At 66.9% G+C, this 24,174-nt stretch carries 35 protein-coding genes; 28 read left to right on the forward strand and 7 right to left on the reverse strand.

Features of this window, described 5'->3' with window-relative positions; all coding sequences use genetic code 11:
• The 6 genes from PVW46_RS16920 to PVW46_RS16945 all read right to left on the reverse strand — a co-directional run.
• Positions 1 to 190, reverse strand: a 190-nt coding sequence (locus PVW46_RS16920; RefSeq protein WP_274576825.1) for a DUF2312 domain-containing protein, incomplete at its 3' end; no start/stop codon positions are given.
• Between the two features lie 65 nt (positions 191 to 255).
• Positions 256 to 426 carry a hypothetical protein gene (locus tag PVW46_RS16925; protein ID WP_274576780.1) on the reverse strand — a complete coding sequence of 57 codons (171 nt, stop codon included), beginning with the start codon at positions 424 to 426 and terminating at the stop codon, positions 256 to 258.
• The gene (locus PVW46_RS16930; protein WP_274576782.1) at positions 423 to 608 is read right to left on the reverse strand and encodes a hypothetical protein; all 186 of its coding nucleotides are present in this window, start codon (positions 606 to 608) and stop codon (positions 423 to 425) included. The genes PVW46_RS16925 and PVW46_RS16930 overlap by 4 nt, the downstream gene beginning before the upstream one ends.
• On the reverse strand, positions 605 to 880 hold the full coding sequence (locus tag PVW46_RS16935) for a hypothetical protein (protein ID WP_069210241.1): 276 nt from the start codon (positions 878 to 880) through the stop codon (positions 605 to 607). Before PVW46_RS16935 ends, PVW46_RS16930 begins: the two co-directional genes overlap by 4 nt.
• A complete protein-coding gene (locus PVW46_RS16940; protein WP_069210240.1) occupies positions 877 to 1,143 on the reverse strand; it encodes a hypothetical protein in 267 nt (88 codons plus the stop codon). The genes PVW46_RS16935 and PVW46_RS16940 overlap by 4 nt, the downstream gene beginning before the upstream one ends.
• Positions 1,144 to 1,221: 78 nt before the next feature.
• A complete protein-coding gene (locus PVW46_RS16945) occupies positions 1,222 to 1,941 on the reverse strand; it encodes a helix-turn-helix domain-containing protein (RefSeq protein WP_274576784.1) in 720 nt (239 codons plus the stop codon).
• Here PVW46_RS16945 and PVW46_RS28800 point away from each other — a divergent pair.
• On the forward strand, positions 1,910 to 2,176 hold the full coding sequence (locus PVW46_RS28800) for a carph-isopro domain-containing protein (RefSeq protein WP_069210239.1): 267 nt from the start codon (positions 1,910 to 1,912) through the stop codon (positions 2,174 to 2,176). The two genes, PVW46_RS16945 and PVW46_RS28800, sit on opposite strands and share 32 nt — an antisense overlap.
• On the forward strand, positions 2,173 to 2,409 hold the full coding sequence (locus PVW46_RS16950; protein ID WP_069210238.1) for a hypothetical protein: 237 nt from the start codon (positions 2,173 to 2,175) through the stop codon (positions 2,407 to 2,409). Before PVW46_RS28800 ends, PVW46_RS16950 begins: the two co-directional genes overlap by 4 nt.
• A 1-nt stretch (position 2,410) precedes the next feature.
• Here PVW46_RS16950 and PVW46_RS16955 read toward each other — a convergent pair whose 3' ends face one another.
• Positions 2,411 to 2,653, reverse strand: a complete 243-nt coding sequence (locus PVW46_RS16955) for a hypothetical protein (RefSeq protein WP_069210237.1) — start codon at positions 2,651 to 2,653, stop codon at positions 2,411 to 2,413.
• A 170-nt stretch (positions 2,654 to 2,823) separates the two neighbouring features.
• On the opposite strand from PVW46_RS16955, the gene PVW46_RS16960 reads away from it, so the two are divergent.
• The 26 genes from PVW46_RS16960 (at position 2,824) to PVW46_RS17085 (ending at position 24,161) form a co-directional block, all read left to right on the forward strand.
• Positions 2,824 to 3,255 carry a hypothetical protein gene (locus PVW46_RS16960; RefSeq protein WP_074621690.1) on the forward strand — a complete coding sequence of 144 codons (432 nt, stop codon included), beginning with the start codon at positions 2,824 to 2,826 and terminating at the stop codon, positions 3,253 to 3,255.
• Between the two features lie 176 nt (positions 3,256 to 3,431).
• Positions 3,432 to 3,833 (forward strand): hypothetical protein, encoded by a 402-nt coding sequence (locus PVW46_RS16965; RefSeq protein ID WP_274576796.1) that lies wholly within the window; start codon positions 3,432 to 3,434, stop codon positions 3,831 to 3,833.
• Between the two features lie 25 nt (positions 3,834 to 3,858).
• The gene (locus PVW46_RS16970) at positions 3,859 to 4,557 is read left to right on the forward strand and encodes a sigma-70 RNA polymerase sigma factor region 4 domain-containing protein (protein WP_069211872.1); all 699 of its coding nucleotides are present in this window, start codon (positions 3,859 to 3,861) and stop codon (positions 4,555 to 4,557) included.
• Positions 4,554 to 4,970, forward strand: a complete 417-nt coding sequence (locus PVW46_RS16975; RefSeq protein ID WP_274576801.1) for a hypothetical protein — start codon at positions 4,554 to 4,556, stop codon at positions 4,968 to 4,970. The genes PVW46_RS16970 and PVW46_RS16975 overlap by 4 nt, the downstream gene beginning before the upstream one ends.
• A complete protein-coding gene (locus PVW46_RS16980; RefSeq protein ID WP_139132458.1) occupies positions 4,967 to 5,206 on the forward strand; it encodes a hypothetical protein in 240 nt (79 codons plus the stop codon). The genes PVW46_RS16975 and PVW46_RS16980 overlap by 4 nt, the downstream gene beginning before the upstream one ends.
• A gap of 322 nt (positions 5,207 to 5,528) precedes the next feature.
• Positions 5,529 to 5,810 (forward strand): hypothetical protein, encoded by a 282-nt coding sequence (locus tag PVW46_RS16985; RefSeq protein WP_069211714.1) that lies wholly within the window; start codon positions 5,529 to 5,531, stop codon positions 5,808 to 5,810.
• Positions 5,807 to 6,439 (forward strand): hypothetical protein, encoded by a 633-nt coding sequence (locus tag PVW46_RS16990; RefSeq protein WP_043146231.1) that lies wholly within the window; start codon positions 5,807 to 5,809, stop codon positions 6,437 to 6,439. Before PVW46_RS16985 ends, PVW46_RS16990 begins: the two co-directional genes overlap by 4 nt.
• 196 nt (positions 6,440 to 6,635) lie before the next feature.
• Positions 6,636 to 7,217, forward strand: a complete 582-nt coding sequence (locus PVW46_RS16995; protein ID WP_069211713.1) for a hypothetical protein — start codon at positions 6,636 to 6,638, stop codon at positions 7,215 to 7,217.
• Entirely contained in the window at positions 7,214 to 7,912 is a 699-nt protein-coding gene (locus PVW46_RS17000; protein WP_069211080.1) for a hypothetical protein, read from the forward strand. Before PVW46_RS16995 ends, PVW46_RS17000 begins: the two co-directional genes overlap by 4 nt.
• 311 nt (positions 7,913 to 8,223) lie before the next feature.
• Positions 8,224 to 8,853, forward strand: coding sequence for a hypothetical protein (locus PVW46_RS17005; protein WP_069211079.1), 630 nt, complete (start codon positions 8,224 to 8,226; stop codon positions 8,851 to 8,853).
• A 1-nt stretch (position 8,854) separates the two neighbouring features.
• Positions 8,855 to 10,900, forward strand: a complete 2,046-nt coding sequence (locus PVW46_RS17010) for a phage terminase large subunit family protein (protein WP_069211078.1) — start codon at positions 8,855 to 8,857, stop codon at positions 10,898 to 10,900.
• Positions 10,891 to 11,100 (forward strand): phage head-tail joining protein, encoded by a 210-nt coding sequence (locus tag PVW46_RS17015; protein ID WP_069211077.1) that lies wholly within the window; start codon positions 10,891 to 10,893, stop codon positions 11,098 to 11,100. Before PVW46_RS17010 ends, PVW46_RS17015 begins: the two co-directional genes overlap by 10 nt.
• Entirely contained in the window at positions 11,100 to 12,599 is a 1,500-nt protein-coding gene (locus PVW46_RS17020; RefSeq protein ID WP_083242465.1) for a phage portal protein, read from the forward strand. The genes PVW46_RS17015 and PVW46_RS17020 overlap by 1 nt, the downstream gene beginning before the upstream one ends.
• The gene (locus tag PVW46_RS17025; protein WP_069211075.1) at positions 12,596 to 14,620 is read left to right on the forward strand and encodes a prohead protease/major capsid protein fusion protein; all 2,025 of its coding nucleotides are present in this window, start codon (positions 12,596 to 12,598) and stop codon (positions 14,618 to 14,620) included. The genes PVW46_RS17020 and PVW46_RS17025 overlap by 4 nt, the downstream gene beginning before the upstream one ends.
• A 64-nt stretch (positions 14,621 to 14,684) precedes the next feature.
• On the forward strand, positions 14,685 to 15,125 hold the full coding sequence (locus PVW46_RS17030; RefSeq protein WP_069211074.1) for a DUF2190 family protein: 441 nt from the start codon (positions 14,685 to 14,687) through the stop codon (positions 15,123 to 15,125).
• Positions 15,126 to 15,135: 10 nt separating this feature from the next.
• Positions 15,136 to 15,450, forward strand: coding sequence for a head-tail joining protein (locus PVW46_RS17035; RefSeq protein ID WP_069211073.1), 315 nt, complete (start codon positions 15,136 to 15,138; stop codon positions 15,448 to 15,450).
• Positions 15,447 to 16,079, forward strand: coding sequence for a DUF6441 family protein (locus tag PVW46_RS17040; protein WP_069211072.1), 633 nt, complete (start codon positions 15,447 to 15,449; stop codon positions 16,077 to 16,079). The genes PVW46_RS17035 and PVW46_RS17040 overlap by 4 nt, the downstream gene beginning before the upstream one ends.
• Before the next feature lie 9 nt (positions 16,080 to 16,088).
• Positions 16,089 to 16,511 (forward strand): hypothetical protein, encoded by a 423-nt coding sequence (locus PVW46_RS17045; RefSeq protein WP_069211071.1) that lies wholly within the window; start codon positions 16,089 to 16,091, stop codon positions 16,509 to 16,511.
• Positions 16,512 to 16,523: 12 nt separating this feature from the next.
• Complete coding sequence (locus tag PVW46_RS17050) at positions 16,524 to 17,465, forward strand: phage tail tube protein (RefSeq protein WP_069211070.1); 942 nt, start codon at positions 16,524 to 16,526, stop codon at positions 17,463 to 17,465.
• On the forward strand, positions 17,465 to 17,839 hold the full coding sequence (locus tag PVW46_RS17055) for a hypothetical protein (RefSeq protein WP_069211069.1): 375 nt from the start codon (positions 17,465 to 17,467) through the stop codon (positions 17,837 to 17,839). The genes PVW46_RS17050 and PVW46_RS17055 overlap by 1 nt, the downstream gene beginning before the upstream one ends.
• A gap of 74 nt (positions 17,840 to 17,913) precedes the next feature.
• Positions 17,914 to 18,189, forward strand: a complete 276-nt coding sequence (locus tag PVW46_RS17060) for a DUF7697 family protein (protein ID WP_069211068.1) — start codon at positions 17,914 to 17,916, stop codon at positions 18,187 to 18,189.
• Positions 18,158 to 20,230, forward strand: a complete 2,073-nt coding sequence (locus tag PVW46_RS17065) for a hypothetical protein (protein ID WP_069211067.1) — start codon at positions 18,158 to 18,160, stop codon at positions 20,228 to 20,230. Before PVW46_RS17060 ends, PVW46_RS17065 begins: the two co-directional genes overlap by 32 nt.
• On the forward strand, positions 20,230 to 20,913 hold the full coding sequence (locus tag PVW46_RS17070; protein WP_274576809.1) for a hypothetical protein: 684 nt from the start codon (positions 20,230 to 20,232) through the stop codon (positions 20,911 to 20,913). The genes PVW46_RS17065 and PVW46_RS17070 overlap by 1 nt, the downstream gene beginning before the upstream one ends.
• The gene (locus PVW46_RS17075; RefSeq protein WP_069211065.1) at positions 20,910 to 21,500 is read left to right on the forward strand and encodes a hypothetical protein; all 591 of its coding nucleotides are present in this window, start codon (positions 20,910 to 20,912) and stop codon (positions 21,498 to 21,500) included. The genes PVW46_RS17070 and PVW46_RS17075 overlap by 4 nt, the downstream gene beginning before the upstream one ends.
• Entirely contained in the window at positions 21,497 to 21,934 is a 438-nt protein-coding gene (locus tag PVW46_RS17080; protein ID WP_069211064.1) for a DUF6950 family protein, read from the forward strand. The genes PVW46_RS17075 and PVW46_RS17080 overlap by 4 nt, the downstream gene beginning before the upstream one ends.
• Positions 21,921 to 24,161 (forward strand): phage tail protein, encoded by a 2,241-nt coding sequence (locus tag PVW46_RS17085; protein ID WP_139132400.1) that lies wholly within the window; start codon positions 21,921 to 21,923, stop codon positions 24,159 to 24,161. Before PVW46_RS17080 ends, PVW46_RS17085 begins: the two co-directional genes overlap by 14 nt.
• The last annotated feature ends 13 nt before the right edge of the window (positions 24,162 to 24,174 follow it).

The following is a 24,174-nucleotide window of genomic DNA, read 5'->3' on the forward strand; positions in this document are numbered from 1 at the left end:
TGGCCTCGGCCATGACCTCCTTGATCTGCCCCGCGATCTCGGCCTTTTCCTCTTCGAGGCGTTCGACCCGTTCGATGAACTGTTTCAGCTCTCCCGCCGCGACACCGTAGGCATTGTCCGAGACGGCGCGGTCGGCCTCTGTTTCCTTCATCGGGGTGCGCCCGGGCAGCTTGTCGGACGCAGCCTTCATGTCGGAGAGGGTGAAGGGTTCCGAGGTTCGCCCGTCCGGCCCGGTGAGTGGCATCGTCGTGTCGGTCATTGCGGCGTTCCTGGCTGGTGGCGCAGGCCGAAGCTGAGGAACCTGCGGGCGTCCTTGATTTCGTCGGAGCTGCCCACCTCGATCAGCAGGCGGGCGGCGTCGCGGATCGTGGCGTCGTCGTGCTCGGCGGGCAGGGCGAGGATTGCGCGGGCCTCGGCGGGGGTCATTGCAGGCCTCGTGCGTAGAGGGTCAGGCCCGCCGTGACGGCGGCGAAGAGGGCGACCAGGCAGACCGCGGCCTGGCGTTCGCCGCGGCGCATGACGGGCCATTCGCGGCCCAGCATCAGCGCCATGACGGCGGTGGCGATCAGCAGGACGCCCGCGACGATGCTGAGGATCGTCTTCATCACGGCGCCCCAAGTGTCAGGCGCGCGGCGGTCAGCGCGAGGATCGCGAGGATGGGCAGGGCAAAGGCCCAGCGACGGGGCCTGCGCCGGGCGGCCTCGCGCTCTGCGACCTCGGCGGCCAGGGCCGAGAGGTGCAGGCGCGGGAAGACCTGTTGGATGGGCCGCGTGTCCACGCGCGGTGCCTCACCCATGCCGATGTCCTCCATTCCGGCATCACTGGTGCCGTAGGTGTGTTCGGCGATCTGCTGACCGCCCCATTGGTCATGCGGGGTCATGCCGCACCGCCTTCCGACCGGTGCCGCGCGATGGCGGCGCGGGTGGCGGGCAGGGCGCGGACAAGGGCGGCGTCGATTTCGTTGACGGGGGTGGGCAGGCGCAGGAGGCGCGAGAGGCGCTGCGGGTCGATGGCGGCGCTGGTGCCGTCTTCGAGCTGCTGGCGGGCTTTCAGCCGCAGCCAGGCGTCCAGACTGGTGATCCGGTCAACCGCGCCCGAGGGCGGCACGACCAGGTCGGCGGTGAAATCGCGGGGGATACGCATAGGGCCTCCATCGGTTGATGGTGGCGATTTATGCGTAATGCATAACTTCCTGTCAATGCAAAATGCGTTATGCGATGGCTAGCGGGCGTTGAATACCCGCGTTAGGCCGTCGATGGGTCCTGATACCGAGATGTCCGAAGATAGGTCGACGATTGGCTCGCTGGCGCTGCCGACAAGTGAGTTTCCGACTAGGCGCCGAATAAGGGTTGTTGCACTGGCGGTGATTGGGTCAACGTAGTTGGCAAGCACGATATCCCCGTTCCGGGCTGGCGCCTTAAGGTTTACGAAAATTACATCCCCCGCTTGGATGCCCAGGTGAGGGAAGTCGCGAGAGACCTGAAAGGGCGCCGCATCTGTGCGGGATTCTTCGGAAGTTTTCTTTTGAAAAGAGCGTACTGACAAGGCGCTTGAGGGTTTCAGAGGCTCGGCAGCTGGCTCTCCGAACCCGGGGATGGCGGAGCGCTTTGCCGTGGGGCGGCTGGTTGGCGTTCCGGTCCCGTAGGTCAGCCATTCCACCGACACGTTAAAGGCCGAGGCATATCGTTGCGCGGCCTCCTGGCGGATACCCCGCGATCCGTTTTCGTGGCCGGCATAGGTTGATATTGTCCAGCCAAACGCGCGAGCCGCATCCGAACTCGTCTCGTATCCTGCCTGCATTCGGGCGGCGCGAAGCCGGTCATGAATCTCTTCCATACTCAACGCGTACATGGGTGCGTAATGCGTTTTGCGTTGACAGGGCTTTATGCGTTGTGCATTGAGTCTTGTCATGGAAATCCTGTTGAACATCTGGCCCAGCATCTCAGAGTTGGCAAAAGATCTGGGTGAGCCGTACTCGACGGTCCAAAGTTGGCGGCACCGGGGCATACCGGCGCGCCGGTATCCGCAGCTGATTGAGGTAGCCAAGAGGCGAGGAGCAGACCTTACATACGAGGAGCTTGTCGCGGCCAATCGGGGTGAGAGCGCCGCCCTCTCGGCAGCATCGCAAGGCGATGCGCCTGCCGGGGGTTCCCTCGCAAGCGAGGGAACGACATGACCCCCGCCGCCTTCTCCGCCTTCCTCTTCCTCGCCGCCCTGGTTGGCGCGCTTGCCGGGTTCGGCGCGGGCTGTCTTGCGGCGTGGGCGATCCGGCACCGCGCCGAGGTGGCGCGGCGCGAGGCGCGGCTGAATTGGGAGGGTGCGATTGCGGCTGCAGAGGCGCGGTCGCGGGACGCGGCGCGGGGTGCCGAAGCGGCGTTCCGGCTGCGCGGGAGGTCCCGCGATGCGTGAGTCAGTCGTTCAGGGCCATGTCCTCGATCATGTCGGCCACGCCTTCCATCGCATCGAGCATCGCCGGGGGCAGGTCCGTGGCCTCGGACGCGCCGCGCACGCCTGCGGTAAGCGTCAGGACATAGCCCTCGGTGTCCGGATGGTCCGCCGCGAGGCGGGCGATCAGCTGGGCCAGGACGGTTTTCAGGGCGTGGATTTCGCCGGCCTGCCGCAGGATGAGCTGGGCCACTTCGTCTCTTTCCATGTGACGTTTTCCTTCTGGCGTCATGTGGTTGGGCGCGTCCGGGGTGCCGCCCGGCGCGCCCGCAGTTTCCGCCCTGCCTTGGCGTTTCGTCAACATGCTGTCGGTCTGTCTGTCCCATGCCCGCAGCCTGCCTGCCTCGCGCGCGGATGCACAGGAAACGAGGTTTCCGGATGAGTGACGCGCGCACCATCAATGCCGCCATGTCGGCGCTGATCGACGGCACGTTCGGCTGTCTCGACGCTGCCGCCGAGACGATCAATGCGCGGCTTGGCGGGCAGGTCGGCAAGGGCACCCTGTCCAAGTACCTCAGCGGGCAGTTGCAGTGGCCCTTGGCCTATGTCTGGGCGCTGGAGGATGCCGCCGGGCGCTACCCGGTCACGCGGATGATGGCCCGGCGGCTGAGCCCGGACGGGAACCGTGCCTCGGGCCACCTGTTCGAACATGCCGGGGTCATCAGCAAGGAATCCGGCGAGGCCGTGGCGGCCATTCTTGCGGCCCAGCAATCGGACACGGCCCGCGACACGGGGCAGGCGATTGTCGAGGTCGACGAGGCGATCGAGGCGCTGACGGCGGCGCGGTCCAAGCTGGCGGGGTGCCCATGATCTGCCCGCCCATCACTCACGGAAAACCGGCGCTCGGGCATGGCGCCGGTCAGCAGGCCGGGGGCGTGCAGACGTCCCCCCGGGCGGTCTCCGGCCTGCGCAATCAGATCCCGTCGCGTGCTGTGGTTGCTGGCGCGTGGTGGGAGGCCACCGCCGCACACCGCAGTGAACTCCCGGTGTGCGTCGTTACCACCGCCGGTGCCGGGTCCGGCGGGCCGCAGACCCGGCGCAAAGTCACTTCCCTGCGCGCTTCTGCCTTGTTTTGCGCGCGGCACCTGCCCCGGCGGTTCCTCATGGCCGCCGGGGTCTTTCTGTTGCTGGCCTCCGGCGTGGCGGCGCAGGCGGTGCAGGGCTGCGCGGAGCGTGATCGGATCAAGGTCGACCTGGCGGAAGGGTTCGGCCAGCGCCGGGTCGCCGTGATGCTGTCGCAGGGGTCTGTCGTCGAGATCTACGCGCACCCCGAGCTGGGCGAATGGACGGCGCTGCGGGTCGGGCCGGATGGCCTGGCCTGCGTGATCGACTTTGGCGAGGTGTTCTTTGCCGTCGATGACCGCCCGCCGGAGGGGGATCCGCTGTGACGCCCCGATTGAACAGGAGGATGTGATGGGACAGGCCTTTGTGAACAGGGACCGGCTGCGCGTGTTGCACGCGCGCGGGCTCAGCGATCGCGAGATCGCCGATACGCTGGGGGTGGCGGTCAACACGGTCTGGCGCCACCGCCGGGCGATGAAGCTGGACGCGAATACGCCCTCGAACCGTTTGAGCCCGGAGGATGTCGACCTGATCCGCAAGCGGGCCGGGGAAGGGTTCACTGCCGCCTCCGTCGCGGGTGAATTGGGGGTGACGAAACCTGCCGTGGCCTCGGCCGCGCGTCGGGAGGGCATCACGTTCGGCGCAGGGCGGCGCGAGGAAATCCGGTGCCGGGCGGAGGCGATTGCCGCCAAGACGCGGTCGGGCTGTACGCAGTCCGAAATTGCCGAGGCGCTGGGGATTCCGGTGACGACGGTGCGCAAATGGCAGGTGCGGCTGCGCAAGCGCGGCGCCCTGCCGGCGCTGGACGCGGCGCCGGTCGCGGCGGTGCCTGATGTGCCGCGGGTGGCGGCGGTGCCGTCCAAGCCTGTCGCCAAGGCGGGGCCCGACCCGCTGGATCGCCTGCGGGATCGGTTCGGGGCGGAGGTTGTCCAGGCGCTGGCCGGGATCGGGCGGAAAGGCAGTTACCGGCGCCTGTCCGAAGTGGCGGCGGCGCATTCCCTGCCGGTGAAGTCGGTCGAGGGGATCTGGCACCGGGTGCGGGCGGCATGAGCGGGGCGGGGCACATGGGGCAGGTCACGCGGCGCGGCGTGCTGCGGCTGGGTGGGGCGGCGGCGCTGGCCGTCGCCCTGCCGCCCGTGCCGGCGTCCAGCCGTCCGGTGATCTTTGCCGATGGGCTGCGCGACGACAGCCCGGCGTTGAGGGCGCTGTTTTCCGGTGCGCCGGTCGATTTCGCGTCCCCTGCGGCGCGGCACGGGATCTGGACCGATGGGGAGCGTGTTGCCATCCGCGACAGCCATCTGCGCATCACCGAGGGGTTTGCGGTGTCCGGTCCGGTGCGCACCGTGACGATCCTTGGTTGCGTGATCCGGTCTTCGGCCCCTGCGGTCTTCGATGTGAGCGCGCAGGGGTCTGCCCGGGTCGAGTTTCGCCAAAACCTCATCGACTTCGTGGGTGCGTCATGAGCGCGCCGGGTGTCATGCGGCTCGTGGTGCCTCTGGCGCATCTGCGGGTGAAGCTGGTGCTGGAGGGCGGGCAGGGGACTTTTGGTGTCTTTGCCGCGCCCGACAGTCCCGCGCCGGACAAGGTGCTGCTGAGCGGCATGGTGGGCGGGGACGATGGGCTGACCTCTGCCGGGCTGTTCGAGCTGGCGGCGCAGGTGGGGGTTTTCGAGAAGGCGATGGCGGAGGATGCGGGGTGAGTGGAGGGGCGGACGCTTACTGGAGGCTTATGCCGTTGCGCGGTGCACGGAAGGATGTTCTTCACGGGATCATCGACGACATGCCTCGCAAGTACGGAGGCAATGCCGGACGAACTGATGGAGAGTGGACAGTTTACCCCGGTACAAATGCTGGGTGCCGGGCTCTGATCGAAGAGGCCCGCGAAAAGTATCGGGAGGAAGAAAGCCGAGGATCGTGGCCGGGGCGTGCCACGCCACAACGGCGGCGTGAACCTGTTCATTGCGTCCTCCCTGCCAGCGAAGTCAACGCTTGGCTGGCCACGCTGCCAGAGAAGGTGGACGCATGACCCCGCGCGCGCGGTTCGTCATCTGCGCCGCCGCGCTGGCGGCCAACCGGGGCGGGATGTCCTGGGATTCTCACCTGCTGTCGCCGCTGGCCTCGGCCTGCGAGGCGCTGCCGGGCTTGCCTGCGGGTGACGCCCTGGGGCCGGTGCGTGGCGCCTGTGAGGCCCTGCTGGCGGCGCGTCTGGCCGGGGATGCCTTTGCCTATGGTCAGGCCAAAGATGCACTGCAGCTGCGGCTGGCGGCCTACTGGGCCTTGAAGGTGCGCGAGGTGGCGGCGTGAGAGAGCATCTGCGGCCAATCGAGGTGGAGGACATGCCGGAATATCCGCAGGAGCTGTGCGACCCGTCCGGCGCGACCGACTATTTCACCAAGTTCTGGCATGACCGCTGGCTGTCGTCGCGGCTGCACCTGACGGCCACGCTGGAGGTGCAGGCGGCGGCGCTCAACCTGTTCTTCTACGCCCGCAAGCAGAACCCGATCGGGTCGCTGCCGGTGGACCAGCGGATGCTGGCGCGGCTTTTGCGGATCTCTGACGGGCAGTGGCACGAGCTGATGAACCAGGAGATCACGCCGCTGCATGGCTGGCGCGAGTACAGCCACGATGGCGGTGTCGTCCTGGGGCACGAGGTGGTGATCGAGGTGGCGCAGGACGCGCTGGACCGGCGCGAGGCGCGCAAGCTGGCCAATGACGACAAGGCGGTGCGGGAGCGTCGGCGGCGTCTTGTCGTCACGCTGCGCCAGTGCGGGTGCAGCGAGGCGTTGACCAAGGACTGGGCGCTGGTCTGCTGGCTCGACGACTGGCTGGCGGCCAATCACCGTGGGCGCCGGAGCTTTCCCCAGATCGAACATTCGGTGAAGCGGGCGCTGCACGCGGCGTCGGCTGAGGGCCGTTTGAACAAGGGGCGCTGAAAACAAAGGGGAAATCCGGCCATCTGTGGCGAACACAGTGTTCCACAGTGGCGCCACAAGTCGGCACAAAATGACACTGTGCTGCATAGAGGAGAGAAGAACAGAACACAGAAGAGAAGAACAGAATTGCGTGGCGCCACGGATCGGGCGGTTGGCGCTGTGGATAAGTCGGGATTGGGCTGAGAAAGGGGGCGATATGGACGCCGCAGAGCAGAAGGACGGAGAGGCGCGCGTGAAGCGCGTGCTGGTCGATGGATTGAAGCGGCTGGGGCTGGCCAAGCCGTCCAGCCTGACCAAGGCGGAGTTCGACGACATGGTCGAGGACCTGTGCGAGCGCCTGGCCTACATGAGCGAGCCCAGCCTTGAGGCGCTGGCGGAACAGGTGGCGGCGCATCCGGGCGGCAAGGGCAAGGACCGGTTCCCGATTGCCAAGGTGATCCTGGACTGGGCGGCAGAGATCCAGCCACCCGAGGACAGCGCCTCGCCGCTGGTGCGGGCGGTCTTTGCGCATGCGCTGGGGCAGAACGCGATTGCCGAGGGCTGGGCGCCGGAGTTGCTGGCCTCGGTCAAGCGGACGCGCCGGTGGCCGGCGGCCTATGCCTGCAAGATGTTGAGGGATGAGGCGGAGGAGCCGATCCGGCACCTGCGGGATCTTGAGCGGAGGTTGTCGCGCGGGGATGATCTGCCGCCCGATCAGGTGGCCTGGCGCCAGCGGCGGCTGGCAGTGGTGGAGCGCTGCCGGGGGATCGCGGCGATGGGCGCGGGAGTGTCGGCATGATGGCCTATCGCGGGATCGGGGCGCGGGCGGCGGTGCAGGCGGAGGGTGTCGGGCGCTGTGGTCAGCCGGTCGGGCCTGATGGGCGCGAGCGGGTGAGCGTGCGGCTGTTGCTGGAATGGGCCTTCGCGCGCGAGAAGGCGGCGCTGGAATACGACGAGGTTGGCGGCGGTGCGCCTGTGGGCTGCGACTCGACCCGGCGGATCATGGAGGCGATGGCCTTGTCCACGGGTGATCCGGGGTCGTGCCTGCGTGTCGATCAGTCGGGTGGGCGCAGCCTGCCGCACCATGACGCCGAGGTTGTGGTCAGCGTGCTGCGGCGGTCGGTGCCCTGGTCGGTGGCGGTGCAGGTGGCGGAACTGGCGCGGACCTGTGCCTGCCCCCGTTGGGACATCGGGCCTCAGCGGATGGTGCCGTGCGGATGGCGCGGGGCAAACCAGAACCAGCGGCTGGCCAAGACCGAGGTGGTTGGCGAAGTCCGGTATCGGACGCGGCGCGGCGAGGTGCGCAAGTCGGTGACCGTCTGTCCGGTGACGGTGGAACCCTCGGCCTCGCAGGTGGCGGCGGCGCGGCGGCGGTATCTCGACTGGCGCGGGGCGTTGATGGACGTTCAGGCGGGGCTGCGCGGGGTGACGTTCGACCTCTTCGAGTTGACCGATGCGCTGCCTGCGGTGGCGCCCTGGTCGAAAAGGGGTTGACTGAAATCCGCTCCTGTTGACATAGTGCCGTCGAACCGAAGTGCGCCCGGGGCAGAGATGCCTCCGGGCGCTTCTCGTTTCGGGATACCCCGAGCGCGCCAGCCGACAGGCGCGAGCAGAGCCGGGGCGCTGCAGCGGCTGGGCGGCGCCCCATCCCCCGGCGAGATGTCAAGCGAAAGCGGGTCCTTCCGGCGAAATAAACGTATACGGGGGCGCTAAGCGCGTGGGTTTCGCGGCGGTAAACTAAATGGAAAGCCTAAACATAACGGATGTTTAGAAGCCGGGACACGGTTTAGGCGGGCAGGAAAGGCATGAGCGGACTGACGGCGACACAACTGGCGACAAAGCTGGACCTGAGCAAAGGCCGCATCAGCCAACTGGTGACCGAGGGAAAGCTCGACGGGTGCTACAAGGGGGACGGGCGGTCGCGCCGGTTTGACCTGGCGGCCTGCGCAAATGCGCTGAACAGGAAGCTGGATCCTGGCCAGATGATGGGGAACGGCGCCCGGACCAGGCAGGCGCTGCGCGAGATCGAGGAAACCGATTCTCCGGTTGAGGCCCCGCAGGATGTGCCCGAGCGGGACTCGGCGCCGCTGCGGACCACCGACCAGGCCCGCTATGAAATGGCCCGGACGCTCAAGGCCGAGGAAGAGGCCCGGAAGCTGCGCCGCCTCAACGCGCAGGACGACGGGACGCTTGTCCTGGCGGAACAGGCGGGGCGTGAAGCCCGGCGCGCGCTGGCGGCGGAACTGGCCCAGTTCGAGAACGTGTTGCGGAATGCGGCGCGGGCGGTGGCCGACAAGATGGGAGTCGACTTCAAGACGGCCCGTCAGATCATGATCGACGTCTGGCGCGAGCATCGCAGCGCCCGGGCGCAGCAACTCGACCAAGAGGCGGAGGCGGCAGAGATGGCGCCGGAAGAACAGGACGCCGATTTCTGAAATGGGTTTTCTGACCTCGGCGCGGGCCGTCATCGCCTCGGCGATGGCCGATGCCATGCGCCCGCCGCCGCCACCCGACATCACGCGCTGGTGCCGGGAGAACATCGTCTTCGACGAGCGGTCGCCGTTTCCCGGCCCGTTCTCGATCCGTCCGGTGCAATTCCTGGCGGAGATCCACGCGGTACTGAGCCCGGAGCATCCTTGCCGAGAAGTGACGCTGCGGGGGTCGGCCCAGATCGCCAAGACGGAATCGGTGATCAACCCGACCGTGGCGGCCTGGCATGAATACATGCCGCTCAATTCGCTGGTGGTGCACCCGACGAACAAGGCGGCCACCGACTGGATCGACCAGAAGTGGTATCCGATCCGACGGGCGGCGCCGTCGCTGCGGCGCATGTTCGGGCGCGGCGGCGGGGCCGACAAGAACAGCGACGCCAAGTTTCGGCAGGAAACGCTGGACCGGTCCGGTATCCTGAAGGTGACCAGCGCCGGGTCGCCGGATGACCTGGCGCAGACCTCGCACCGGCTGGTTGTCATGGACGACCTGTCGAAGTTCGAGATGCACGCCAAGGGCGACCCCGAGGCGATGGCGGTCAGCCGGGCCGCCGCTTTCGAGGATGCGAAGATCCTGCGCGCCTCGACCCCGCAGATCCTGGGGGCCTGCCGGATCAGTGCCGCCTTCGCGCGGTCGGACCAGCGGTACTACAACGTGCCATGCCCGCATTGCGGCAACATGGCGCCGCTGACCTGGGAGAACTTCAAGAAGCGGATCGACCCGCAAAACCTGGCCGATGCGCATTTCACCTGCGAGGCCTGCGGCTGCGAGATCCGGCATTCGGACAAGCCGGCGCTGATCGCGAACGGCAAGTGGGTGGCGACGAACCCCCGCGGCGATCACCCGGGCTTTCACCTGTGGCGTGCCTACGGGCCACAGCGGGACTGGGCCTCGATCGCATACGAATACGCGCAGGTCATGGGCTGGACCACGGCCAAGGTCAGCGGCGAAACCGAACAGGCGCTGCGCGACCAGGTCGAGGCCGAGACGGAACAGACATTCTGGAACGATGTCCTGGGCCTGCCCTACGAACAGGCCAGCAAGGGGCCGGACTGGGAAAAACTGCGCGACCGGGTCGAGAACGTGCCGGACGGTGAGGGCCGCGGTGTCGGCATCGTGCCGGCGCGGGGCGTGATCCTGACGGCGGGCGTGGACTGTCAGCTCGACCGGACAGAGGTGCAGGTGGTGGCCTATGGCGCGAACTACCAGCGCTGGGTGATCGACTACCGGGTGATCCCGCATCACATCGGCGACAGCGAGGCGCGTGTCGCCCTGGATGCTCTGTTGAAGGCCAGTTGGAAGACGGACCTCGGGTTGCCGCTGCAACTGGACATGATGGCGATCGACGGCGGCACCTATACCGAGGATGTCTGGTCGTTTGCAAAACGGCATCCGTGGTCACGGGTGATCATCGTCAAGGGGGCCAGCGGACAGAATGGTCCGATCATGGCGCCGCAGAAGTTCGAACGCCGGCCGGACGGGAAGGCCAAGAGACGCCAGAAGCGCGCCTTCATGCTGAACGTCAGCCAGCTCAAGGGGGATTTCTACGGCTGGCTGGCCAAAGAGGACCCTGCAGAGCGTGGGCATGTGGCGTTCGCCAAGGGGCTTGGCGACGAGTTCTACAGGATGATCACGTCCGAGGTGCGTGTGCTGCGTCGGTCAACCTCGGGTGTCACCACGTCCCGTTGGGAACTGGTCGAACCGTCTCGCCGCAACGAGGGGTTGGACACGATGCTTTACGCCGAAGCCGCTGCCCGACGCAAAGGGTGGACTTCCATGACCGACGATCAATGGCGGCGCCTGGCGGAAGAGCGGAGCGCGCCGTCTCCGGAGGGCCAGGCGGACCTGTTCGATGCGACCGTTCCAGTGATTCCGAAGGAACAGGCCGCAGAGGCCGCGCCGAAGACAACGACGAAACCAGCAAGCCCGCCGGCCAAGCCGCGGGAGACTCCCGGCGACTGGCTGGGCGGAAGGGGTGACAAATGGCTGTGACGGCATCCGAGGCGATCACGAAGCTGGAGACGGCGATGGCGCAAGGCGTGCGCGAAGTGACCTATAGCGACGGGCGCAGCGTGAAATACGCCAACCAGGCAGAAATGGAACGGGCCATCGCCTATTGGCGCGGACAGCAGCGTATATCGGCAGGCCTGTCGCCGGTGACCGTGTCCATTGGCGCGATGCATCGAGGCTGATGATGTTCGGCATCGGGACAATTTTCGCGGAACGGCGGGCACGGCGGGCCGAGGCAAATCTGCGCGCCGAACAAGCCGGTCTGCGGTTGGCAGCGGTGAAGAAACAAGCCGAGATTTTGCAAGGCTATGATGCTGCGCGCACGGGCGGGCGCATGGTCGGCTGGACGCGGCCGCACACTTCGGCCTCGACCGAATTGCAGGGCGCTTTGCCGTTCCTGCGGGCGTCGGCCAGGGACCTCGTCCGCAACTCGCCGCATGCTTCGCGGGCTGTTCGCGTCCTGGGTTCGCACATTGCTGGCACCGGCGTTCGGCCTCGTGTGGCCCTGGCAACCGATGACAAGGACACGGCAGAGGCCCTGTCGCGCGTCACGCGGGACCAGTGGGAACGGTTCGTCGAACGCTGCGACGTGGAAGGGCAACTGGACTTCTATGGGCAACAGCGCCTCCTAATGCGGGCGGTGGCGGAGGGCGGCGAGGCGCTGCGGATCTGGACGCCGACCCGCGAAGGCGGGCGGCTGTTCTGGCGATGCCGCGTGGTTGAAGGCGATTGGTTGGATCACCAGACAAACGAAGTTCGTGCCGATGGTTCGCGGATCGTCCAGGGGGTGGAGTTCGACGCGATCGGGCGCCGGGTTGCCTATCACATGCACACCCAGCACCCCGGGGATCGCTACGGTGTCACTGGCCTGCGCCACCACATTCGCCGGGTTCCGGCGGAGCTGGTCGATCACGTTTTTGAGGTTCTCCGGCCGGGGCAAGTCAGGGGGGTGTCCTGGTTTGCGCCGGTGGCCACTGTCCTGCGCGACCTGGACGACCTGGCCGAGGCCGAGGTGGTTCGGAAGAAGCTGGAAGCCTGTATTTCGATGGTCGTCCACAATGCCCATGACGATGCCACCGATGGGGCGGCAATGCAGGGCGTCGAAGGGCAGGATGGGGCCCCGATCACGACGGCAAACGGCACGCCGCTGGACCGCATGCAGCCGGGCATGATCGTCCAGGCCCGTCCCGGTTGGGGGGTGGAATTCAACGCGCCCGAGTCCAGCGGTGGCCTGGTGGAACACATGCAGGAGCGGCTGCATGCCGTCGCTGCAGGCAGCGGCGTCACCTACATGCAGATGACCGGCGACACGAGCAGGGCCAACTATTCCTCGATGCGCGAAGGGCGGATCGAGTTCAACCGCCTGGTCGATGTCTGGCAGGCGGACCTGATGGTTCAGCAATCCGGCCGCCCGGCATGGCGGCGCGTGATGCGGGCAGGGCAGGTCAATGGTGACCTGCGGACACAGGTTCTGCCCCGGGCGCGGTTCGTCCCGCCCAAACGGCCTTGGGTCGACCCGGAGCGGGACGCAAAGGCGGCCATTGCCCAGATCGAGGCGCACCTCGTCGACCCCCAATCCGTGATCGAAGAGACCGGCACCACGGCAGAAGAGGTGATCGCCGGATTGAAGCGTTGGCAGGAGATGCTGCGCGACCTGGACACAGGAGACAGTGAAGAATGACGCAGTCACAGACAGAAGTCCGCAGGCCGGACCTGATGACGCAAGCCGCGCCTCTTGGCACGGTCGATGAAGAGGCGCGCAGCGTCGAGGTCGTTTTCTCGACGGCTGCCCTGGTCAATCACTGGGTTATGCATCGCGGTGAAGTCCGCCGGATGCCGACGCGCGTGGTGATCGAGGATGACGCCGTCGACCTCGAATTCCTGCGCGCCTCCGGCCCGGTCCTCGACAGCCATTTCGCCTACGGGACGGACGGTGTGATCGGCGTGGTCGAGGATGCCTGGATCGACGCAGGGGTTTGCAAGGCCAAGCTGCGCTTTGCGCAGACCGAAGACGTGGAACCGATCTGGTCGAAGATCGCGCAGGGCGTTCTGCGCAACATCTCTGTCGGTTTCACCGTCCTGGCGCAGGAGGTTCGGATCGAAACCGGTGAAGACGGCGCGGAAACCGAGGTGATGTACTTCACACGGTGGCGACCTGACGAAGTGTCGGTCTGTGCCGTCCCTGCAGACATGGGCTCACGCATCCAGTCCAGGGGCTCTCTACCCCTGGCGCGACAGCATTCCGGCGATCTTGCCGGAGAGAGGCCAGGCGAGGCGCACGCGGCCCCGCCTGTGGAGGCCGCCAGCGGCGCGGCGCAAGACGAGGCGGCGGCGGCCGTCGATACCCAAGAGGAGGCCGATATGGCTGAACAGACCCAGAGCGCCGCGGGTGAGGCGCAGACCCAGACGGTGGATCGTGACGCGATTCTCCGACAGGAGCGCGAGCGTATCGCGGGCATCGAGGACGTGGCGGCCAAGTTGGGCGTCGATGCGGAGACGGTCAAACAGGCCCGCGAGGGCGATGTGACGGTCGATGATTTCCGGGCGCAGGCCATCGATGCCTACGCGACCAAGGCGCAGAGCAAGACGCAGGGCGTGGGTGGCCCCACCGCATCGGTGACCGCCGATGAACGCGACCGGTTCCGCCAGGGCGCGGCCCTGGGCCTGATGGCCCGTGCGGGCCTTGAGGGTGGCGAGCGCAACGAGTTCACCGGCTTCACGCTGGCGGAACTGGCCCGGCAGTCGCTGCAGATCAGCGGGGCACGGGCGTCGGGCAGCCGGTTGGACATGGTCGGCCAGGCCTTTGTGCAGTCCGGTGCTGGCGCGCATTCCACCAGCGATTTCGCCAATATCCTGGCCAATATCGCGCAGAAGGCCGCGCTGATGGGGTGGGAAGAGGCCGAGGAAACCTACCAGATCTGGACGCGAGCCGGGACGCTGACCGATTTCCGCCCGGCCAAGCGCGTCGGCCTGGGCCTGATCGACGCGCTGCCCGAAAAGCCGGAGGGCGGCGAGTACAAGTACGGGACCATCGGCGACCGTGGCGAACCGATCACGCTGGCCACCTACGGCAAGATCCTGAAGATCACGCGCGAAGCGATCATCAACGATGACCTATCGCTGTTCTCCAGCTTGCCCCGTGCCTCGGGCCGGGCGGCGCGGCGCACGATCGGGAACCTGTGCTACGCGGTTCTGACCGGGAACCCGAACATGTCGGACGGGACAGCGCTGTTCCACGCCGACCACAACAACCTGGCTGGTAGCGGCGGCGCCCCGAGTGTGACCACGCTGGGCGCTGCCCGGGCAGCTATGCGCAAGCAAAAGGAGAAGGCCAGCGGTCCGTCGCTCAACATTCGGCCCTCCTATTTCCTCGTGCCTGCCGCGCTGGAAACCTCGGCCCAGCAGTTGATGACCTCGATCGTCGACCCGACCGCGCAAAAGGGGCATGCCAACAACCCGGTGGCGGGCATGGCAGAGGTCGTGACCGATGCGCGTCTGGACGACGCCTCGGCGACCGCATGGTACATGGCGGCCAATCCCAACATGCACGACACGGTCGAGGTGGCCTACCTGGACGGCGTTCAGGAACCCTTCATCGAGGAAAAGACCGCCTGGTCGACCGATGGTGTCGAGCTGAAGGTGCGCATCGACGCCGGTGTCGCGCCTCTGGATTGGCGGACCTTCTACAAGAACCCGGGCTGATCGACGCCTGATCACGGGCCGCCCGACCGGGTGGCCACAATTTCCCTGACACGAGGACAGACAGATGCAGAACTTCATCCAAGAAGGTGCCCGGCTGGTGATTGCCGCCGCTGGCACCGTTTCGTCCGGCGCCCCGGTCCTGACCGGGTCCATGTTCGGCGTTGCCATCCACGATGCGACCAGCGGCGCGGACCTGTCGTTGCAGATCACCGGCGTGGTGCAGCTGACCAAGGTCGGCTCGCAGGCCTGGTCGGTCGGCGACCGCGTCTACTGGGACGACGGCAACAGCCGTTGCACCACCACCGCGTCCGATGGTGACCTGCTGATCGGCACCTGTACCGAGGCCGTGGCCAGCGGTGCAGGTGACACGCTGGGCAACGTCCGACTGGGCGCAGCCCAGTATCCGGTTGCGGCGAATGTCGCCGATGCTTCGAGTGGCAGCGCGGCCGAGATCAACGCATTGCGCGACGCGCTGGTCGACGCCGGCCTGATGGCCGCAAGCTGAGGCGTCTGACATGAACGCCTTTTCCGCCGCCCTGGACGCTCTGTTCGAAGATGGGAACATGGCGGCGGATGCCACATATACGCCGTCGGCAACCGGAACACCGGCCACCATCCGGGCAATCCGCACTGCGCCGGATCTCACGCGGGACATGTACGGCGGCGCCATCACGTCCGAAACCGTGGTCTACGAGATCCGCATCTCGGATGTCGCAAGCCCGCAGGCTGGCGATACGATCAGCTATGACGGCGAGGACCGGATCGTGCAGGGGCAGCCGGAACGTGACGATCAGCGCACGATCTGGCTGCTGGATACGGTTCCGGCATGAGCCTGCGCGTGACACAGGACGGCGACCTGCGCGACATCACCCGCCGGGACTTTGAGCAGCTGGAGCGCAGCCACACGGCGGCGATGCGGCGGGCCGGCCAGTTCCTGCAGGATGCCTGGCGCGACGAGATCCGCGAAAGCGGGCTGGGCGGGCGGCTGGCCAATTCGGTCAGGCACCAGACCTATCCGCAGGGGCAGAACAGCATGAACGCGGCCGCGCTGGTCTGGGCCAACTCGCCCAAGATCATCCTGTCGCATCTTGAAGGATCGCTGATCCGGTCGCCCAACGGGTTGTACCTGGCGATCCCGGCGCCGGGGGCCGGTAAGCAGCGGTTCGGGCGCAAGATGACGCCCGCCGCCTTCGAGCAGAAGACCGGGTTGAAGCTGCGGTTCGTCTACCGCGACAGCCGCGTCAGTTTCCTGGTGGCCGATGGCACCCGGATCAACAAGGGCGGGCTTGTCCGCCGCAAAGGCGGGCGGCGCCGGAAGGACGGAATACTGACCGGGGAACAGACCTCGGTCGTCTTCTACCTCGTGAAACAGGTCAAGCTGCGCAAGAAGCTGGATTTCCTCGCGAAGTCGGACGGCTGGGCGGCGCGCATCCTCGATTCCGTGGGCTTTGAAGAATGAGGGGCAGGGATGCCGAGTGATGTCGAGGCGCGCCTGTCGGCGTTGCACACGCTGGCGAACGGCGCGGTGACGGGCGGTGTCGAACGCAACCTTGTCGTTCCGGAGGCTATTCCCGCCGCCGGTCTGGTGATCATGCGTGACGGCCGCCCGGTGGTCGAAAGCATGACCCTGCCGCGCACCTATCATCTCGACCACGATGTCGAGTTCGAGTTCTACGCCCAGGGCGCCACGGGCCGCGAGGCCGTGACAGACGCCCGCCGCCAGGAGCTGGGCGCCGCGATCGAGGCGGACCGGACGTTGGGCGGTCTCTGCGACTGGGTTGAGGCGCAGCCGGTCGAGAGCGACGATCAGCGCGTACAGGGCGGCAAAAGCATGCGTGTGGACGTGGTGCGGGTCACCTTGTCCTACGCCACCACAAACCCTTTGACCTGAAGGAGGCCTGACATGGCACGAGGAAGGGGCGAGCGGTCACTGGCCGCCGCGGTATTCGAGAGCACCGAAAAGACGGCTCCGGCGAGCGGGTTCTACTTCCTGCCGCACATGTCCAACGGGCTGGCGCTGGATCGGGGGTTGATCGAGGATGACCTGGTCGGCACCCGCGACCCGGGCGATGCGGACCTGGACGTGGCGAATGTCGCGGGCGACATCGGCATCCCGATTGACCTGGAGGCCGTGGGCTTCTGGCTCAAGGCGCTGATGGGCGCACCCACCAGCACCGATGAGACGACGCATCACAGCCACACCTTCGAATCCGGCGCCTGGTCGCTGCCCAGCTTCAGCCTGGAAAAGCAAGTGCCGGACGTTCCCAGCTACGAGATGTTTCGCGGCTGCCGCGCCGACAACCTGCGCCTGACGCTGCAGCGGGGCGGACGGGTCAACGGCACTGTGGGCGTGATCGGGCAGGGCGTGACGGCGCCGGCCTCCAGCACCGCCGCCGGGACGCCGTCCAGCTACGCGCTGTCGCGCTTCATGCAGCGGCAGGCGAGCGTCGAGATCGACGCCTCGGCGCAGGCGAACGTGGTCTCGGCGGATTTCACGTTCAGCAACAACCTCGACCAGGTGGACACGGTGACCGGCGATGAGTTCATCGGCGGGCTGGACCCGATGCGCGCCGCCATGACCGGGAACCTGCGGTTGCGTTTCGCCAGCGAAAGCCTGTTCACCACCGCCAAGGTGGGCACGCCGATCGCGCTGTCCTTCGTGCTGACGAAATCGGCGACGGAAAAGCTGACCCTGGCCATGCCGCGCGTCTTCCTGTCCGTCCCCGGCCGCCCGGTCGAGGGGCCCGGTGGGATCGAGGCCAACTTCAGCTTCATGGCAGCGCGCGACACCGACGACAGCGCGATGCTGACCGCAACCCTTTTGAACACGGTGGAGAGCTACTGATGCTGAACCTGAACCTGAAACCCGAACCCTACTGGATCGACCTGCCGCGCGGCGTGCAGGTGCAGGTCCTGCCCGCGCGGTCCTCGATGATGGACGAGGTACGGCACGAACTGTTCTCCGGTGTCACCACGGACGACGCGGGCGAAGAGGATGCCAAGGCCGCGGCGCTGTCGGTCGGGATGTTGGGCTGGGCCAAGGCCTTCGCCCGCCATGCCATCGTGGCATGGGAAGGGGTCGGGGATGAATCCGGCGCACCGATCGAACCTTCGCCGGATTACATCGACGCCCTGATCGAGGACGACAAGATCTACCAGGCGTGGCGCGACACGTACGTCCTGCCCGCGCTGGCGGTGGACGAAGAGGGAAACGGCTGAGCCGTCGGGCCGAATGGCATTTCGGCTCGGACGGCTATTGCAGCAGTTGCGCGGGCGTCTGTGACGCCTGCCCGATGAAGGTGAACGCACCGCAGAGCATCGAGGGGCGGCAGGTCTGGGACCTGGCCCTGCGCTGCGGCGGACAGATCCGGGCCAGTTCGGGCCGGGTCATCGGATACGACATGACCGCCGTCCTGGCGGTCGGGGATGCCCTGGGCATCCCGAGCGTGGCCGTGGCGGAGCTGATGCCACGGATCGAGCAGGCGGCTGTGGCCGCGATCAACGAAGCGGCAGACCAGGAAATCGAAAGCGCAGGACATGGTGCAGCGGAAGGTCACATACCGGGCTGAACTTGCCGGCGGCCAGCAGGTCGAGGGCGGGTTCAAGAAGATCGGCGACTCGGGCTGGCAGGCCTATGAAAAGATCGACCGCGGGCAGAAGTCGGCGGAAACATCCGCCAAGGCTTTCGAACGAATGCTGGATGCGGAGGAACGTCAGTTCAAGGCGCTCAAGGCCAGCATCGACCCGGCCTATGCTGCCCAGATGCGGTTCGAGAGGGCGCAGGACCAGGTCAACCGGGCGGTGAAACTGGGGATTACCTCGCAACAGGATGCGGCGCAGGTCCTTGCGGGCCTGGAGGCGCGGTCGCGGGGCGCGGCCTCGGCGATGGAACTGGTCGACACGGCCAGCGTCGGCGCTAGCATGGGGCTGCGCAACAGCCTGTTGCAGGTCAACCAGATCGGCCAGCAGGTCGCGGCGGGTGGGAACCTGATAAGCGCGGTTGCGATCCAGCTGCCGGACATCCTCGGCGGGTTTGGGGGTATTTTGCCGCTGATCGCTGGTGCCGCGGTGGGTCTTGGCGCGGCCTTCATTCCCAAGCTGTTCGAAGCAGAAGAGGCGGCAGAGGACCTGGGCCAGGCGCTCGACTCGGCCTTTTCGAACTACAAGTCGGCGTTCGAAGAGGCGCGCACTGCGCAGGAACGGTATACTGCTGCCATCGCGCTGACCGGCATCGCGCAGGCGCAGGTAACGCCACAGGTCCTGCAATCGCTCAGAATGGAAGCGCGCGCCCGCGAAGCCCTGGCAGAGCTGCGCAAGATGGATCTCGAGGATCAGCGGCGGGCCGCCAGGGCGCGACTGGCCGAACATGCGCAGCAACTGGACGAAATGATCCGGCGAGAGCAGGAGATCGCATCTGGCCGGGCGCGTGGTCCGGGGCAGATGATCGGGCGCGATGAGTACGATCCTGCCGTGACCGCGCGTGTCAGGGCGGAAAACGACGCCCTGATCCGCTCAATGGAAGAGCTCAGGCTCAAGCTGGTGATCATCAACGCCGAAATGAACGCCGGTGTCGACGCCACCGAGAAGATCGACGCCCTGATCAAGGACAGCGAAACGGCGGCGCGGGACCTGGGCAGTGCCGTGGCCTCGATTGACTTCAGTAGTCCGAAACAGGGGGCGCGCGAGCTGCGGGACTTGCTGCGGCAGGGTTTTGTCTATGCGGCGGGAATTGCACAGGGACTGGCGGACGATGCCGTCTATGCAAACCGGGTCGGGCGCGGGCGTGGGGGCGATCCCCGCAACTTCGGGGGGTCCATCAAGGACTGGCAGACGAACCATATGGGTGCGCAACTCGGCAAGAGCCTGCAATTCACGCTGCCGGACATCGACGGCGGTGGCGGCGGTGCTGCCTCGCGAGAGGCCAACCGGCTGGATCAGGAGGCGCTGCGCATCCGCCGGGCCACCACAACGGCACTGGAGAAATACAACGCCGAGATGCGGCTGGCGCAGGAACTGCTGGAAACGGGCCGGATCAGCCAGGAGGTCTACAACCGCCATGTCGAGGCCACGAAAGAGGCCTACCGGAAGGCCAGCGAGGGACAACAGCAGTTCACCCGCTACGTCCAGCAGGGCCGGGATGCGGTGATCAACACGATCATGGGCCAGAAAAACGCCTTTGATCAGCTCAAGCAGGCCATCGCACGCGCCGCCATCGAATACGCGCTGTATCGCACCATCGCGGGCCAGCCGGTGACGGGTGGCATCATGGGGCTGGTCAAATCGGTGGTCGGGGGCCTCCTGCCCAGCTTTGACACGCGCGGCTATACCGGCAACGGGCCGCGCTCTGGCGGGGTCGATGGTAAGGGCGGCATGATGGCCGTCGTGCACCCGCGCGAACGCTGGTCCTCGGATGCAGCGGGCGACTATCGGCGCGGGCCGGGCGGCCGTCAACAGGATATCCCGTTCATCGGCATCGGTGACGGCGTGCAGGTGCAGTGGATGCGAGCGGCAGAGGCCCGCAGCCTGCAACAGCTTGGCGGCTACGCGCAGTTCCAGCGCCAGAACTTCGGCGCCATGATCGGCGAGCTGCAGGGCAGGGGGACGCTCTGATGGCGCGCGAGATCCTGACCGTGCCACGCAGCCTTGTCCGGTCCAGCGGCATCAACTGGACCCTCGACCATCGCGGCCAGGACGCGGGGCCGACAACGAACAACATCAACCAGATGTTCACCTCGGCCTTTCCGCATTGGACGGGGCAGCCGAAGCTGCACCTGCACCGCGCTGCGATCCTGCATTGGCGGGCCGTGGTCAGCATGGCGCGCGGGCGCGAACGGGTGATCCGCCTGCCGATGATCGACCCGCTGGGGACGGACTGGGCCGCGATGGCGGGCAGTCATGCCGCGCAGGGCGTGCCGTTTTCCGAAGGCCAGTATTTCTCGAACGGGCTGGGGTTCGCCTATACGCCCTTCGGGCTGGCGGTCGGCGCCCATGCGATCGGGGCCACGCAGATCACCGTCGATTACGCGCCCACGGGCACCCCGGTCCAGATGGGCCAGAGGCTGAGCCACGACGACTGGCCCTTCGAGGTGGTCGGCGTGCTGGACACCAGCGGCACGGAACAGACCCTGCAGGTGGAACCCTGCCTGCGCAGCGCCGTCAGCGATGGCGACATCGTCCATTTCGAGGCGCACGGGCTGTTCGAACTGGTCAATCCGACCGGGGCCGCGCCGCATTACGCCCGCGATCACCGCGCCCGGCCAGAGATCGCGCTGCGCGAGGTGGTGACGCAATGAGCTTTTTCCCCTCGGGCTACGATTTCCGGGCACAGTCGCAGCGGCTGCTGCACCTGGCCAATGTCAACACGCCCGACGGCGACTACGGGTTCATCCTGGGCGCCGATGGCAAGTTCACCGACATCGACGGCAAGACATGGTGGGGGTCGCGCCTGGTGCAGGCGGATGCGCTGGGGTTCGGGCTGAACGGGACGGCCAAGGCCTCCAGCGTGTCGCTGTCCTTTTTCGAGGATCCGGTCGACCCCTCCGACCTGGTGACGCAGATCACCGAGCTGGGATCGGCCTACGTCAAGGGGCGGGCCTTTACCCGCTACCTGCAGGTCTTCGACAGCGTGGAACAGATGTATGCGCCCGTGCATGCGCCGCGCCAGGTCACACAGCTGACGATGGATCATATCACCATCGACGCGCCCGATGACGTGGTCCGGGTGATCCGCCTGCACATGGAAAGCCCGTTCCGGGTGCGCAACGGCGCGCGGCGGCTGGTCTACAACACTGCCGATCATTCCCGGCAGCTGGGTGAGGACAACCCCAGCTACGAGTTCATCCCGACCGAACCCCGGCAGGAAAAGAGCATCATCGGATGACCCGGCTGCAACTGTTCATCCAGGGCTGGCTTGCCGAGCCCGCCCGATGGGGTGTGTCCGATTGCTGCCTGTCGGCGCTGGACTGGGCCGGGCAGGTGCGCGGCCTCGACCTGACCGAGGATCTGCGCCTGACCTACGAGGACGCGGCCCAGGCGCAGCGCGTCACGCGGTTTTTCACCCAGCCGCTCCGCATTGCCCGTGAATACCTCGAAATCCGGGCGGGCTGCGCCCCGACTCAAGATCCGGTCCGAGGCGACGTGGCACTGTTCAAGTTGTGGCATCCCGGCAGGGGGCAACCCTTGCCGGTCGCGGGAATCTGCATCGAGCCGGGCAATTTCGTGTGCCGCGGTGGCCAAGAGGACGGTGCGCGCATCCATAGCGCCCGGCCTGAGCGACTTATGGGGGCATGGGAGGTGGGTTATGTCGAAGGGTAGGCGGTTGCTGGGTGCGCTGCTGGTGACGACGGCTTTGACGGCGCCGACAGCGGCATCTGCGGAACCGGTCTCAGGTTTTATCGCAGGCCTTTTCGCCGGGATATTCAATACAACTGCCGTTCTGGGCGGCACCTTTGCCACAGCCGGGTTCACCGCTGGTTTCGCAATCTCGTCCTACGTCACGGGGTTCTTCGGCACGCTGGCGGGGCGTGCCCTGCTGGCCCTTGGAACCTCGGCGCTTGTGTCGGCCCTGACGCCGCAGCCGGAACTGCCCAAACCCTCGCAGCGCCTGACGAATTACATCCAGTCCGCCGCGCTGATGGAACGCGCCTATGGCAAGCTGCGCAAGGGCGGGCCGGTCGGCTTCCGTTCCGGGCTGGTCGACAACCGGCGGCACATGACGGTGACCCTGGCCGCGCATCCCACCAATGGGCCGGTGGCACATTTCCTCGACTTCGAAGAGGTGACGGTCAACGAGGTCGGGAACGTCGTGTCGGACCGCTACCGGCGTAGTGCCTATTCCGCGACCGATACGGAACGCGGGTCCTACGTCAACATTCGCACCCACACCGGCGGGCCGTCGCAGGCGGTGGATGCGATCCTGGATGCCGAGTTTACCGAGATCACCGCCTCCCATGACTTTGCCGGGCACAGCTACGCGGCCCTCCAGTACCGCCGCGCCGCCGCCGAACAGGCGCTGAAGGTCTACACCCAGGGGCGCGAACCGGGCTACGCCCCGGTCTGGGAGTTCTGGAACGAGATCTACGACCCGCGCGACGACAGCACCGGCTACAGCAACAACTGGGCGCTGTGCTTTGCGCATGAGCTGGTCAACGTCTGGGGCTTCGAGGTCGACTGGGACCGGGTCGCGATCGAGGCGGATGTCTGCGACGAAAGCGTGACCAACCGCGATGGCGGATCGCAGTCGCGCTACACCTTCAACCATACCTTCACCGACGACCAGAACTTCGAACAGGTCCGGGCCCAGTTCGTCGCCGCGGCCAACGGGTTCATCTGGCAGCGCCCGGACGGCAAGGTGGATTTCTACGCCGGGCGTTGGATCGAACCGACCCTGACCCTGACCGCCAGCGATTTCGAGTCGCTGTCGATGGTCGAGGGCAACTTCGGGATGAACCCGCCGACCGAGTACGTCGCCGAGTACCGCGAACCCGGCAATGCCTACCGCGAGACGCCGTCCGCGCCGTTCATCGTCGACGCGGTGGCGCCTCGCATCGCGCGCCCGCTGGCGATCTACGGCATCGACAACCACAACCAGGCGCTGCGCGTGCTGAAACCGCTGGCCCGGTCGGAACGTGCCCCCATCAAGCTGTCCGGCACCCTGCGCCTTGCGGGGTTGGAGGTGATCGGCGGGCGGGAATGGTCCGAGGCCAGCAGCGGCGCGAAACAGTTGGCGCACCGCTTCGTCACGGTGCAGCACCCGATCCTGTTGCGGGACGTGACCTGCGAGGTCTCGATGATCGAGATGAACGCCGACGGCACCAGCTTTCAGATCGAGCTGGCCGAAAGCATCGAGGAGGACTGGGCCTTCACCGCCGCGACCGAAGAACCGGCGCCCCCCAGCTACAACAACGACGACGTGTCCGGGTCCGACCCGGTCGACCCGATCACCGACCTTGCCGGTTCCGTGGTCGAGGGTACGGGCGGGGTGGCGCAGATCATGTGGACCTGGACGGCGCCGGATGACCTGTTCCCGGTCCTGCGGCTGCGCCGCGACGGCGACGAATGGGTCGAGGTCGAGTTGCAGGAAGGCGCCAGCGAATACATCCAGACCGGGCTGGTGGACGGCGCCACCTACGAGGCGCAGATCCGCGCGCGCACTTCGGGCTATGACGTCAGCGAATGGAAGCCGGACACGCCGCTGTCGGTGGTGGCAGTGGCCAATACCACGGCGCCGGCGGCGCATGGGTCCGGCAACCTGTCGGTGTCCAAGTCCGGCAGCGACGTGACCGTGGCTTTCACCTCGCCCGATGACGCGGCCTACTACGCCACCCGGATCTACCGGGCGGATTATGCCGCTGCCTATTCCGGCCCCTTCGACCTGGGCGACGCGGTGCTTGTGCGCACGGAATACGGTCTGCCGGACGCAGACGACGAATGGCTCGACGCCTCTTTGGCGGCGGGCGTCTACGCCTACTGGGTCGCGCCGATCAATGCCTCTGGCATCGAGGGCGACGAGACCGGCCCGGAAACCATCGAAATCACCTGACAGAGAGGCGAGC

It is taken from the genome of Mameliella sp. AT18 (assembly GCF_028807275.1).
In the GTDB taxonomy this organism is placed as follows: domain Bacteria; phylum Pseudomonadota; class Alphaproteobacteria; order Rhodobacterales; family Rhodobacteraceae; genus Antarctobacter; species Antarctobacter albus.